We start from the raw sequence: 13,030 nt of genomic DNA on the forward strand, positions 1-13,030 counted from the left end.
ATGAGGGACGACCCCCGCGTCGAGCGACGCGGAGAAGCCTCCGAGCCCGAGACCTGGACCGGTCGGGCGACCAACCGCGTCCAATGGGTGCTCGCGGTCCTCGGCGCCGGCTTCATGGCGCTCGGCATCGAACTGGCCGTCGACCGTCCCTGGACCTCCGGCGTCGTCCCGCTGCTCATGTCCGTGATCGGCTGTGTGCTCGCCGGGCTCCTGATGATGTTCGGCACCGTCGCGTTCGTGCACGTCGCGGTGAAGGTCGACTCCCGGGCGATGGAGGTGCGCTGCGGCCATCTGGGCCTGCCGCGCCGCCGCATCCTGCTCTCCCACGTCGTCGGCGCGGACTTCGAGCCCAGCGTCGACCCGCGGCAGTGGGGCGGCTGGGGCTACCGCTGGCGGCCCGAGAAGGGCACGGCCGTGGTGGTCCGCCGCGGCGAGGGCCTGGTCCTCACCCTCGGCGACGGCCGCAGCTTCACGGTCACCGTCGACGACGCGGCGACGGCCGTCCGCGTCATCCGCGGCCACCTGCGCCGGTCGACTCCCACGGCGGGGGTGTAGCGGCCTCGGTGGCGTCGGTCGCGTCCGTCCCATCGGGCGCTGGTAAGGCGCCGGCCGTGGCGAGACCGGCCAGGAGACCGGCTGCGGCCGTGACCGGGGTGAAGCTGAGCGCGTTGCCGACCGAGGCCAGGATCGCGAGCGCGGTGAGCGTCGCGGCGGCGGTGAGGACGACCGGCGTGGAGCGGGGCGAGGACGCGAGACCGCAGAGCAGCCAGCCGTACGCCGCGCCGAGCAGCACCACCCCCGGAACCCCCTGCTCCGCGGCCTGCTGGAGCACCGCCGAGTGCGGCTTGCCGTCCGCGTACAGCGTCTGCTGAGCCGTCGGGCTCAGCTCCCCGAACCGGTCCGGGCCCGCGCCGCGGACCGGGTCCGCGTGCGCCATCCCGGCCGCGTCGCGCCACAGCCCCACGCGGTGCGCGGTCAGCAGGCCCTGCGCCGAGGCGGCCGGGCCGTCCGGAAGGGCGTCCTCCGCGACGGCCCAGGACCCGCCGGCCACCAGGCCCGCGGCCAGTGCCAGCCCGGCCAGGGCCAGCACGCGGCGCCGCATCCGGACCGCGGCCAGCGAGCACAGCAGGACGCCCAGCGAGGCGATCACCCCGACCACCGATCCCAGGACCGCCGCCGTCGCCGCGATGACCACGGCCAGCGCCCGCAGTGCCTGACGCAGCGGGCCCGGTCCGGCGGCCGCGGCCGCGCAGCAGGCCGCCCCGGCGGCCAGCACGAGGAGCGCCGTCGTCGCGCCCGCGCGCCCGAGCGGTGCCGTGGCGTCCACCGCGCCGGGCGCGCCGTCGCCGGGGAACAGGACGAAGGCGGCCAGGCCCAGGGCCGCCGCGGTCGCCGCCGCGACCGGGAGCAGCGAGCCGACGATGCGCCCCACGGCGTACCCGGCGGCCACGGCGAGCACCGCGAGGACGACGCCCTCGGGCCGGGCCTCCCGCCCGGCGGCGCTGATCAGTGACCAGAGCACGCATGCGCCGAGGACCAGTACCCCGGCCACGTCCGAGGCGTGCCCGCGCTCGCGCACGACCGGCCGCTCGGCCATTCGCGCAGTCATCCCCGTCGACCCCCCGACTGTGACGGCACGGCGCGCACGCCGATCGGGCCGCGCGCCGGAGCCGCCGTCACGGTAACGGCAGGAGCGGGGCCAGGGGGAGTACTTCGTGCAGGAACGTTGCGGCATCGACCGGAAAATCGGTCGAGTCCGTCAGGGAGGGAGCCCCAGGCGGGGGAGCGCACCGGCTCGGCGGGCCGTCCGGCCGACCTGCTCGGTGCACAGGGACCCACCGTAGACTCCGCTGTGTGAGCACCACCATGACTCCCGTCGACGCGCCCGACCCCGACATGCCCCCCGGGTCCGCCACGTCCTCGGCCGCCTCCGGTTCCTCGGAGGCGTCCGTGTGGCTCGTACGGGCGCGGCGCCTGGAGCGGCGTCTGGCGCGGCCGGCCGCCGCCCTGCTGTCGGGTGTCCTGCTCTACCTCAGCTTCCCGCCCCGCCCCCTGTGGTGGCTGGCGCTGCCCGCCTTCGCGCTGCTCGGCTGGACCGTCCGCGGCCGCCGGCTGCGGGCCGGGTTCGGGCTCGGCTACCTGGCCGGCCTGGGCTTCCTCGCGCCGCTGCTGATCTGGACGGGCTCCTTCGTCGGGCCCGGCCCGTGGCTCGCCCTCGTCGCCGCCGAGGCGGTGTTCGTGGCGGCCTCCGGACTCGGCATCGCCGCCGTCTCCCGGCTTCCCGGCTGGCCCCTGTGGGCCGCGGCGGTCTGGATCGCCGGCGAGGCGGCGCGCGCCCGGGTCCCGTTCGGCGGCTTCCCCTGGGGCAAGATCGCCTTCGGGCAGGCCGACGGGATCTTCCTGCCGCTGGCCGCCGTCGGCGGCACCCCCCTCCTCGGCTTCGCCGTGGCGCTGTGCGGCTTCGGCCTGTACGAGGCGCTGCGCCGCGCCGTCGCGTACCGCCGTACCGGCCGGCTGCCGCGCGGCCCGGTCATCGCGGCCGTCGCGGCGGTGCTCGTCCCGGTCGCGGGGGCGGCCGCGGCGCTGCCGCTGGTCGACGCCACCGCCGAGAACGGCACCGCCACCGTCGCGGCGATCCAGGGCAACGTGCCCCGCCTCGGCCTGGACTTCAACGCCCAGCGCCGCCAGGTCCTCGACAACCACGCCGACCGCACCGCGCAGCTCGCCGACGACGTGGCGCGCGGCAAGGCGAAGCAGCCCGACTTCGTGCTCTGGCCGGAGAACTCCTCCGACATCGACCCGTACGCCAACCCCGACGCGTACGACGTCATCGACAAGGCCGTGCAGAAGATCGGCGTGCCCACCGTCATCGGCGCGGTGATCGCCCCGGAGACCGGCAAGCTCCGCAACACCCTCATCGAGTGGGACCCGCAGCGCGGCCCGGTCGAGACCTACGACAAGCGGCACGTGCAGCCCTTCGGCGAGTACATCCCGATGCGGTCCCTCGTGCGGATCTTCAACAGCAACGTGGACCGGGTCAGCCGCGACTTCGGCCCCGGCAGCAAGATCGGCGTCTTCGATCTCGCCGGGACCCGCGTCGGCCTCGCCACCTGCTACGAGGCCGCCTTCGACTGGGCGGTGCGGGACACCGTCACGCACGGCGCCCAGCTCATCGCCGTCCCCAGCAACAACGCCACCTTCGGGCGCAGCGAGATGACCTACCAGCAGCTCGCGATGTCCCGGGTCCGCGCGGTCGAGCACAGCCGCTCCGTCGTCGTGCCGGTCACCAGCGGCGTCAGCGCGATCATCCGCCCCGACGGGCAGATCGTCCGCCAGTCGGCGATGTTCACCCCGGACGCGCTGGTCGAGGAGGTGCCGCTGCGCTCCTCGCAGACCCCGGCCACCCGGTTCGGCATCGCGCCGGAACTGCTGCTGCTCGGCCTCGCCGCGGGCGGCCTGGGCTGGGCGGCGGTGCGGGCCCGCGGGGCGCGTGCGGGCCGCCGCACTGCCTGACCGGGGGCCCCGAAGATCCACAAGGATCTAGGGTCGGGGTATGGGTACTCCGGATTTCATTCGCGACCTGCGCGCCACTGCCGGTCATCAGCTGCTCTTCCTGCCCGGTGTGAGCGCCGTTGTCTTCGACGACCGGGGCCGGGTGCTGCTCGGCCGCCGGGCCGACAACGGCCTGTGGGCGATCATCGGCGGCATCGTCGAACCGGGCGAGCAGCCTGCCGCCTGCGCGGTCCGCGAGGTGTACGAGGAGACCGCCGTGCGCTGCGAGCCGGAGCGGGTCGTGCTGGTGCAGACCCTGCGCAAGCCCGTCGTCTACCCCAACGGCGACCAGTGCCAGTTCATGGACGTGACCTTCCGCTGCCGGGCCGTCGGCGGCGAGGCGCGGGTCAACGACGAGGAGTCCACGGACGTCGGCTGGTTCGACGTGGACGCGCTGCCGCAGATGAAGCGCTTCTCGCACTTCCGGATCGAGCAGGCGCTCGCCGACGAACCGACGTGGTTCGACCCTATGCTCCCTCAGTGAACTATGGGTTGGGACCACATCGGTCTGAGGTGGGGCGCTTCATAGGGTGCGGAACATGAGCGCCCCCATAGCACCGGCCTCCATCCCCGGCCCGGGTCCCGCCACCGTCCCCGGCGCCGATCCCGCCACCGCGTCCCTGCCCGGTTCCGTCGCCGTCGACCTCGCCGGCCGCACCGCCCTCGTCACGGGCGCGGCCGGCGGCATCGGCCGCGCCTGCGCGCTGCGGCTCGCGGCCGCCGGGGCCCGGGTCAGAGCCGTGGACCGGGCGGCCGACGGGCTCGAGGCCCTGGCCGAACTGGCCGCCGGCCTTCCCGGGGCCGTCACACCGCAGGTCCTCGACCTCACCGACCTCGACGCCGCCGAGGCGGCCGCCGCGGGCACGGACATCCTCGTCAACAACGCCGGTCTGCAACTGGTGCGCCCCATCGAGGAGTTCCCGCCCGACGTCTTCCACACCGTGCTGACCGTGATGCTCGAAGCGCCGTTCCGGCTGATCAGAGGCGCATTGCCGCACATGTACGGGCACGGCTGGGGGCGGATCGTGAACATCTCCTCCGTGCACGGTCTGCGCGCCTCCGCCTACAAGTCCGCCTATGTGGCGGCCAAACACGGTCTCGAAGGACTGTCGAAGACCGCCGCCCTGGAGGGCGCGCCCCATGGCGTCACCTCGAACTGTGTGAACCCCGGCTATGTCCGCACCCCGCTCGTCGAGCGGCAGATCGCCGACCAGGCCGCCGCCCACGGCATCCCGCCGGAGCGGGTCGTCACCGACGTCCTGCTCAAGGACTCGGCGCTCAAGAGGCTCATCGAGCCCGAGGACGTCGCCGAGGCCGTGCTCTACCTCTGCGCGCCCCAGGCGTCCTTCGTCACCGGCGCCTCGCTCACCATGGACGGCGGCTGGACGGCCCACTGACGGCCGTCCGCGGCAACCCTGTGACGGCCGTCCGCGGCACCCTGGCCACCCCCACCTGTCCACAGGACGGCCCGGACGGTTGTCCACGACGGTTGTCCACAGGGCTGGTGCGATCACCCGTACGGCAGGTATCCCTGTGTCCATGTCCCAAGAACAGGCCTCCTACCTGGAGCTCCTCGCCCGCGGAGCGGCAACGGAGGCGTACGACCGACCCGTGCTGCTCGCCCGTGCGAGCGGCGCGGGCCCCGAGGCGCTGGCCGGCCTCGAGGAGGCCAAGCAGCTCGCGCTGCGGGTCCGGGCCGAGCTGGAGGGCCGGCGCCGCCGCGAGGCCGAGCTCTCCGCCCTCTTCGAGACCGCCCACGACCTCGCCGGACTGCGCGACCTCGACGCGGTGCTGCGCGCCATCGTCCAGCGCGCCCGCTCCCTGCTCGGTACCGAGGTCGCCTACCTCAGCCTGAACGACCCGGCGGCCGGGGACACCTACATGCGGGTCACCGAGGGCTCTGTCTCCGCCCGCTTCCAGCAGGTGCGCCTCGGCATGGGCGAGGGCCTCGGCGGACTCGTCGCCCAGACCGCCCGCCCCTACGTCACCGACGACTACTTCGACGACGACCGCTTCCAGCACACCCGCACCATCGACAGCGCGGTACGGGACGAGGGCCTCGTCGCCATCCTCGGCGTACCGCTCAGCCTCGGCAGCCAGGTCATCGGCGTCCTCTTCGCCGCCGACCGACGGGCCAGGGTCTTCGAGCGGGAGCAGGTCGCCCTGCTCGGCTCCCTCGCCGCGCACGCCGCCGTCGCCATCGACACCGCCAACCTGCTCGCCGAGACCCGCTCGGCCCTCGCCGAGCTGGAGCGGGCCAACGACATCATCCGCGAGCACAGCGCCGTCATCGAGCGCGCCTCCGAGGTCCACGACCGCCTCACCGAACTGGTGCTGCACGGCGGCGGGGTGCACGACGTGGCCGACGCGGTCTCCGAGGCGCTCGGCGGCACGGTCGAGTTCACCGAGGAGCCGCCCGGCCCCGCGCGCCTCGCCGGCGGACACGCCCTGCGGGACGGCGACGAGTGGATCGCCGCGGTCTCGGCGGGCGGCGAGATATTCGGCGCGCTGGTACTGCGCGGGCAGCCGGACCTCGACCCGGTGGACCAGCGCACCCTGGAGCGCGCCGCCCTGGTCACCTCCCTGCTGCTGCTCGCCCGCCGCTCCGCCGGCGAGGCCGAGCAGCGGGTCCGCGGCGAACTGCTCGACGACCTGATCGACGCCCCCGACCGCGACCGCCGGCTGCTGCGCGAGCGCGCCGCCCGGCTCCGTACCGACGTCGACGCGCCCCACGTGGTGCTCGCCGCCCGGATCGACCGGGCCCGCACGGCCGCGGAAGCGGGCAGCGGCCGTGAGAGCGCGGACCGCCAGCGCCTGTGGTCCGCCGCCTCGCATCTGGCGGCCACCCGGCACGGCCTCGCCTCCGCCCGCGACGGCGGCACGGTTCTGCTGCTGCCGCTCGGCCCCGGCGACACCGCCGCCGAACTGGCCCGGCAGACCGCCCGCCACCTCGGCGGCGCCCTGCACGAACCGGTCACGGTCGGCGCGTCCGCGCCCGTCGAGGCCCCCGCCGCCAGCCCCGGCGCCGTGGCCGTCGCGTACGAGGAGGCCCGCCGCTGTCTGGACGCGCTCCGGCTGCTCCACCGCTCGGGCGACGGCGCGGCCGCGGAGGACCTGGGCTTCCTCGGACTGCTGCTCGCCGACTCCCGCGACATCGAGGGCTTCGTCGCGCGCACGATCGGCGAGGTCGTCGCGTACGACGAGAAGCGCGGCACGGACCTGCTGCGCACCATGGAGGCGTACTTCGCCAGCGGGATGAGCCCGGCCCGCACCAAGGACGATCTGCACGTCCACGTGAACACGGTGGCGCAGCGGATCGAGCGGATCGGCCGGCTGCTCGGCCCGGACTGGCAGTCCCCGGCCCGCGCCCTGGAGATCCAGCTGGCGCTGCGGCTGCACGCCCTGTCGGGCGCGGTGGTGCGCTGACCCTCCGCTCGGCTGACCCCGAGCACGCAAGAGCGCCGGGCCCGTGGGCCCGGCGCTCTTGGTCGTGGTGCGGGTGTCAGGCGTGCTCGGCCCGCACCGCACCGCCCGCCGCGGGGGCGCCGGCGGCAGCCGGGTCGTCCTCCAGGGCGGCGAGGTCGCGGTGGCGGGTCTCCTTGGCGCAGGCGATCGCCACGACGGTGAGCAGCGCGGCGGCGATCACGTACAGGGCGATCGGCGTCGAGCTGCCGTAGTCGGCGAGCAGCGCGGTGGCGATGAGCGGGGCCGGGGCGCCGGCGGCGACGGAGGAGAACTGCGCGCCGATCGAGGCGCCGGAGTACCGCATCCGGGTCGCGAACATCTCCGAGAAGAAGGCCGCCTGCGGCGCGTACATCGCACCGTGCAGGACGAGGCCCACGGTGACCGCGAGGAGCAGACTGCCGAAGCTCTTGGAGTCGATGAGCGCGAAGAACGGGAACATCCAGGCGCCGACGCCGATCGCGCCGATCAGGTACACCGGCCGGCGGCCGATCCGGTCGGACAGCGCACCCCAGGCGGGGATGACGGCGAAGTGGACGGCGGAGGCGATGAGCACCGCGTTCAGGGCGCTCTGCTTGGACATGCCGGCCTCGGAGACCGCGTAGACGAGGATGAAGGCCGTGATCACGTAGTAGCTGATGTTCTCGGCCATGCGCGCGCCCATGGCGATCAGGACGTCCCGCCAGTGGTGCCGCAGCACGGCGACCAGCGGCAGCTTCTCGGTCTTCCCCGCCTCGGCCTTGCGCAGCTCGGCGGCCGCGAGGGCGGCCTTGAACACCGGCGACTCGTCGACGGAGAGACGGATCCACAGACCGACGATCACGAGCACGCCGGAGAGCAGGAACGGCACGCGCCAGCCCCACGAGAGGAACGCGGACTCGGAGAGCAGCGCGGTCAGCGCCGAGAGCACACCGGTCGCCAGCAGCTGGCCGGCCGGCGCGCCGGTCTGCGGCCAGGAGGCCCAGAAGCCGCGCCGCTCGGCGTCTCCGTGCTCGGAGACCAGCAGTACCGCCCCGCCCCACTCGCCGCCGAGCGCGAAGCCCTGCACCAGCCGGAGCACGGTGAGCAGGACCGGCGCGGCGCTGCCGATCGCCGCGTGGGTGGGCAGCAGACCGATCGCGAACGTCGCGCCGCCCATCATCAGCAGGCTCAGCACCAGCAGCTTCTTGCGCCCGAGCCGGTCCCCGTAGTGGCCGAACACCAGGGCGCCGAGCGGCCGCGCCGCGAAGCCGACGGCGTACGTCAGGAACGACAGCAGCGTGCCGACGAGAGGGTCGGAGTCGGGGAAGAACAACTTGTTGAACACCAGCGCGGCGGCCGAGCCGTAGAGGAAGAAGTCGTACCACTCGATGGTGGTGCCGATGAGGCTCGCGGCGACGATGCGACGGAGGTTGGACGGGGCGGGTGGAGCGGTCGCGGGGGAGGACATCGGCACCACTTCCTGCATGTGACGGGGACGTTTGCGTGTCGCCACACCGTAGAAACACGCAGGTCACCGGCGTATGTGGTGGGACCCCATAGTTCTACCGCCCGAAGTGCGCGCGCCCAACATGGGGCCGGTGCCGGGACTCCGCGACGGCCGCCGCGGGCCAGCAGCACCACCGGCAGGCCGGAGGCGGCCCGTGGCCGGCCAGCAGCCGAACTCGCGGTTCGCTACGAGGCGACCGCCCGCATCGTGGCCATCAACGAGTGGCTGGGACCAGGCGACTCAAGGCGGGAAGCACGCTCCGCAGGTCGCCGTCGTCCACGGTGACGGTCGCCGCCTCGCGCGCTCCTGCCGAGGCGTTGAACGCCACGCTCAACCCGACAGATGCGAAGAGGGGCAGATCGGAGCGGCTGTCCCCGACGGCCCCGCACGCGTGGGGAGTCAGCCGCAGCTCCCGCGCCTGCGCGAGCGCGAAATCCCGCTTGTCGTACTCGTCGAAGTGACGGGCGACCCGGCCCGTGAACCGACCGTCGGCGGTCTCCAGCCGGGGTCCGCTGAACGCGTGGAAGCCGAAGCGGTCGGTCAGGTAGTTGCCGACCGGCGACCAGGCGAGGGTTGCCAGCACGGGTACCAACCCGTTCTGCCTGCACCAGGTCACGGTCTCCGGGATGCCGGAGACCAGGGGCAGCCCGTCGAGCCAGCCGGAGACCCGGTCTTCGGGAACCCCCGCCCAGCCCGCGGCATCCAGCTCGGAGACCTGCCGATTGTCCAGGGCGCCGGAGGCGTAGGCGTCCTCGGCCGTGGCCAACTCGTCCCGATGGCCGAGGAAGCCGGCCAGAAAGACCGACGAACTCGTGCCGGGGACGAGGGTGCCATCGACATCGAAGAACACGGCGCCCGCATGATCGGATGAGAACACCGGCCAAGGATGTCACTACCTCGCGAAACGCCAGATCGGGGGTCCCCCCCCGGGCAATTCCGAACTATGGCGGTCCGGCGCCCGCGACCAGCGTGCCGAGGGCCGTGCGCCGGTGGGTGACCGAGCGGCCTGTACGGGTTGTCGTCGCCATGCCGGCCGATCTGAGCGCCGCCGCATGGGACGAGGCCGTCGCGTTGGTGACGTGCAGGGCGCGGGCCAGGGACGTCGTGGTGTGAGGCTCGGCGAGGAGGCGCAGGGCGTCGAGCCGGGTGCGGCCCAGGACGGCGGCCAGGGCCTCGGCGGGGACGGCCGGGCCTCTTGCGGTGGGAGGGAGCCCGGGACCGGCTGGGTACGTCAGAACCGCGGGACGGCCCGGCTGGTCCTGGAGAAGGGGGCCCGCCGGGTGGTGGAAGGTCGGCAGCAGCACCAGGCCGCGCCCGTCAAGAAAGACATCCCGGGTCGGCGCTGTACCGGGCCATTCCCACACGCCCTCGTGGAGACGGCTGTCCGGGGCCAAGCCCGTCAGCGCGGCGGCCACGCCGCGTTCGGCGACTGCCAGGGCGTAGCGTGTGAACTCCTCACGGTGCAGATCCTGTACGACGGACCAGACCGGGGCGAGGACCGTCTCGTACGCCGCCTGCTGGCCGCGGTGCAGGGTGCGCCAGGCCGTCTCGTCGCCCGCGTGCAGGCCGCGGACCCAGCGAGGCGCGGGAGCCACCCCGTAGACCCGCTCCAGCTCGGAGCGGACGAGGCCGGGGCCGGCGTCCCGGATCTGTCGGAAGCCGTCGGCCATGGTGTCGCCGAGGACGTCGAGGAAGGAGGGCGGGCTGCCGGATGGGACCAGGTCGGCAAGGGGTTCAGCGGCGGTCGGGAGGGAGCGCAGGACCCGGCCGCGCCATGGTGCGAACAGCGGCCCGCCACGTCGGGTCACAGCGGTCGTCAGGGCGGCGTGCAGCTCCTGGAGCGGCGCCGGACGGGGTGGGAAGCGAACCCGGGCGAAGTCCTCCGCAGTGAAATGAACCCGCAGCACTCCCACAGCTCCTCGTCCGGGGGCCGGCATTTCGAGCAGGGCCTGAACCTTCGCGTCGATACGGTCCCCCTCCCGAGGATGTTCGTATGACGTCTCGACGCACTGTTCTGAAGGGCACCCTACTCGGGAGTGCCGCCGCCCTGTTGCCCACGGCTGTGGCTGCGGCTGAGGCTGTGTCCGCCTTCGCCGGCGGCCCTCTCCTCCGGCTGCCCGCGCCCTCCGGCCCGTACCCCGTCGGCATGCAGACGGTCCATCTGACGGACCCTTCCCGTACCGACCCGTGGGTGGGCGGGGTGCGCGAGTTGATGCTGACCGTCCTGTACCCGGCCCGATCCGTACGCGGTTTCTCCCGCGGGCCGCAGCTCACGCCGGCCGAGGCCAGGGTGTTCGCCGAGTACGCACCGGGACGCCACCCGGGGCTGCCGAAGCCGGGAGCGGTGGACTGGGCCGCAGTCCTCACTCACGGGCACGTGGGCGCGCCGCCCCTGCCCGGGCGGCGCCCGGTGCTGGTGTACTCGCCGGGCGGCGGCGACTCCCGCTCGCTCGGCACAAGCCTCGCCGAGGACTTGGCGAGCCACGGCCGGGTGGTCGTCCTCGTCGACCATCCCGGCGACGCTTCTCAGGTGGAGCTGCCGACCGGGATGCGGACGACCGTCCTGTTCGGGCCGCCGGACCCGGCGACCTTCCGCACGATGGTGGACACCCGGATCGCGGACCTCCGTCTGATCCTGGACCAGCTCAGCGATCTGCCGCTCGCCCCGGTCATGGACTCCCGCCGGATCGGCTTGTACGGGCACTCCGCAGGCGGCACGGCGGCGGTGTACGCGGCCCGGGGCGACCGCCGGGTCGGCGCGGTGGCGAACCTCGAGGGCTACCTCGACCTGTACCCGACGCCGGCCGGCCGCGAGCAACCGCTGCTGCTGTTCCGCACCGACGGATTCGAGGGCACCGCCCGCATCAAGTCCTCCTGGGCAGGCCTGCCCGGCTGCCGCGCCCTGCTCGCCGACGCGAACCACTGGGCGTTCACCGACTACGGCTCGCTCGTCCCACGACTCCAGAGCGCCGGTCTCGCAACCGCGACGGCGCGGGCCGCGCTCGTCGGCACCGGAAACCCGGTGGTGACACTGGCCGAGGTACGGCGCAAGGTGGGGACCTTCTTCGCCCATCATCTGTCGTAGCGGGACCGTAAGCAGGCGACCAGTGGCGACATCGCCGGGGGTTCCCGCTGGTATCAGCTTGGCAGCAGGCGCAGCAGTGCATCGCGCAGTCGTGTGTGCTCGGTGGTCATGACCCGGTGCAGGGTCCGCGAACCGAGGGCGACGCGTTGTGCGGCGCGTCGGCGTTTCCTGTCGTAGTCGAGCAGAGCGGACTTCAGGTCGGCCGCGCCATGTTCGACCACAGCCCGGGTCAGCGCCTCCGCGTCGAGGATCGCCGTGCATGCGCCCTGGCCCAGGTTGGGTGTCATCGCATGCGCGGCGTCGCCGACAAGCGCGACACTCGTGCCATGGACGAAGCTGGGGAGCGCGGGGAACAGGTGCCGCATCTCGTAGCGGATCCAGGTGGCGGGGTCGGACCCGTTGAGGATCCGGGGGATGGGATCGTGCCAGCCGTCGAACTGCTCTCGCAGTTCCTCGGCGGTGACGGCTTCCGGCACCGTGGCGTACCAGTTGGTGCGACCCGGTTCGACCGGGGTCATCCCGAAGGACCGGCCGCTGCCCCAGGTCTCGCCGTAAACGCCGCTCTCGAAGTCGGCGATCCCGATCCAGGCGGTCGTCCCGACGTGGTGCGGGCCGCTGCGCTCGCCGAAACACGCGGCGCGCACGGCGCTGCGGATTCCGTCGGCGCCGACCAGCAGATCGCAGTCGTCCCTGAGGGCGTTGACGTCCGAGACGCGCTGCCCGAGCGTGAGCGGTACGCCCAGGCCGTCCAACTCGGTCAGCAAGGCGTCGATCAGGTAGGGCCGGGAGATCAGCAGTTCGGGTCGGCCGGCCTTCCGCTCGATGCGTTCCAGGGGGAGGCTCGCCAGGGTCTTGCCCCGCGGAGTGCGAATCCGAGCGCTCCGGTAGGGCACGGCTCGTGCGTGGAAGGCTGTGCCCACGCCGAGTCGTTCGAGGGCGGCCTGCGCGGTGGGGTGGATACCGAAGGCCGTGCCGTAACGCTCCAGTTCGGTGCGGCGTTCCAGCAGCGCCACCTCCCAGCCGGCCCGGCGCAACCCGATCGCCGTTGCCAGGCCTGCCACTCCCGCCCCCACGACAACCGCTGTCCCGGTCATGCCGGCCTCCCGCCGTGGAAGGCCGCCCGGTCACGCTGCCACTCAGGGCTGTCCAGGACGGTGGCTTTCCCCGTCCGTATGCGGTCGAGCAACCGGACGTACTCGAAGAGCTCGGTGCCCGGTGCCATGACGATCAGCAGGTCGGGGCTCGAACCGGGGTCGTGGGGCGCGGCACCGTCGGCGCCTTCCCTGCGCGTCATCCGGACGGTGCTCAGCGCCCCACGGGTGGCGCTGGAGTGCATCAGCAGGCGGCCGGTGGCTAACGGCCCGCCCACCATCTCCGCGTTCACGGCGCGGGTGATGACCGCTCCGGAGTCGTTCGGAACCAGCAGTGACATGGTGCTTCTCCGTCCTTCCTTCTCAGTGATG

12 protein-coding genes are annotated in these 13,030 nt (G+C 73.5%); 6 read left to right on the top strand and 6 right to left on the bottom strand.

The features are described 5' to 3' along the window. Positions 1–555 (top strand): hypothetical protein, encoded by a 555-nt coding sequence (locus tag ACGFMM_RS18555; protein ID WP_393647425.1) that lies wholly within the window; start codon positions 1–3, stop codon positions 553–555. Here the strand turns inward: ACGFMM_RS18555 and ACGFMM_RS18560 are convergent. Further along, the gene (locus tag ACGFMM_RS18560) at positions 509–1,609 is read right to left on the bottom strand and encodes an O-antigen ligase family protein (RefSeq protein WP_393647426.1); all 1,101 of its coding nucleotides are present in this window, start codon (positions 1,607–1,609) and stop codon (positions 509–511) included. The two genes, ACGFMM_RS18555 and ACGFMM_RS18560, sit on opposite strands and share 47 nt — an antisense overlap. 245 nt (positions 1,610–1,854) lie before the next feature. Here ACGFMM_RS18560 and lnt point away from each other — a divergent pair, with 245 nt between their 5' ends. The 4 genes from lnt (at position 1,855) to ACGFMM_RS18580 (ending at position 6,978) form a co-directional block, all read left to right on the top strand. Continuing rightward, positions 1,855–3,513, top strand: a complete 1,659-nt coding sequence (gene lnt, locus ACGFMM_RS18565) for an apolipoprotein N-acyltransferase (RefSeq protein WP_393647427.1) — start codon at positions 1,855–1,857, stop codon at positions 3,511–3,513. A gap of 40 nt (positions 3,514–3,553) precedes the next feature. Further along, positions 3,554–4,036: an NUDIX domain-containing protein gene (locus ACGFMM_RS18570; protein WP_393647428.1), complete on the top strand. Its 483-nt coding sequence runs from the start codon at positions 3,554–3,556 to the stop codon at positions 4,034–4,036. Between the two features lie 55 nt (positions 4,037–4,091). Then, positions 4,092–4,949: a 3-hydroxybutyrate dehydrogenase gene (locus ACGFMM_RS18575; protein WP_393647429.1), complete on the top strand. Its 858-nt coding sequence runs from the start codon at positions 4,092–4,094 to the stop codon at positions 4,947–4,949. A 142-nt stretch (positions 4,950–5,091) separates the two neighbouring features. After that, entirely contained in the window at positions 5,092–6,978 is a 1,887-nt protein-coding gene (locus ACGFMM_RS18580) for a helix-turn-helix domain-containing protein (RefSeq protein WP_393647430.1), read from the top strand. A 76-nt stretch (positions 6,979–7,054) separates the two neighbouring features. On the opposite strand, the gene ACGFMM_RS18585 is transcribed toward ACGFMM_RS18580, so the two are convergent. The 3 genes from ACGFMM_RS18585 to ACGFMM_RS18595 form a co-directional block, all read right to left on the bottom strand. Beyond that, a complete protein-coding gene (locus ACGFMM_RS18585; RefSeq protein WP_393647431.1) occupies positions 7,055–8,443 on the bottom strand; it encodes an MFS transporter in 1,389 nt (462 codons plus the stop codon). A 253-nt stretch (positions 8,444–8,696) separates the two neighbouring features. After that, a complete protein-coding gene (locus ACGFMM_RS18590) occupies positions 8,697–9,359 on the bottom strand; it encodes an HAD family hydrolase (protein WP_393647432.1) in 663 nt (220 codons plus the stop codon). A 64-nt stretch (positions 9,360–9,423) separates the two neighbouring features. Beyond that, the gene (locus ACGFMM_RS18595; RefSeq protein WP_393647433.1) at positions 9,424–10,389 is read right to left on the bottom strand and encodes an ArsR/SmtB family transcription factor; all 966 of its coding nucleotides are present in this window, start codon (positions 10,387–10,389) and stop codon (positions 9,424–9,426) included. Positions 10,390–10,475: 86 nt separating this feature from the next. Here ACGFMM_RS18595 and ACGFMM_RS18600 point away from each other — a divergent pair, with 86 nt between their 5' ends. After that, entirely contained in the window at positions 10,476–11,567 is a 1,092-nt protein-coding gene (locus tag ACGFMM_RS18600) for an alpha/beta hydrolase family protein (RefSeq protein ID WP_393647434.1), read from the top strand. A 53-nt stretch (positions 11,568–11,620) separates the two neighbouring features. Here the strand turns inward: ACGFMM_RS18600 and ACGFMM_RS18605 are convergent, their stop codons facing one another. Both ACGFMM_RS18605 and ACGFMM_RS18610 read right to left on the bottom strand, forming a co-directional pair. Beyond that, the gene (locus ACGFMM_RS18605; RefSeq protein ID WP_393647435.1) at positions 11,621–12,661 is read right to left on the bottom strand and encodes an FAD-dependent oxidoreductase; all 1,041 of its coding nucleotides are present in this window, start codon (positions 12,659–12,661) and stop codon (positions 11,621–11,623) included. Continuing rightward, positions 12,658–12,999 (bottom strand): hypothetical protein, encoded by a 342-nt coding sequence (locus ACGFMM_RS18610; RefSeq protein WP_393647436.1) that lies wholly within the window; start codon positions 12,997–12,999, stop codon positions 12,658–12,660. Before ACGFMM_RS18610 ends, ACGFMM_RS18605 begins: the two co-directional genes overlap by 4 nt. Positions 13,000–13,030: the final 31 nt, after the last annotated feature.

This window comes from Streptomyces sp. NPDC048604 (assembly GCF_043199435.1).
GTDB lineage: Bacteria > Actinomycetota > Actinomycetes > Streptomycetales > Streptomycetaceae > Streptomyces.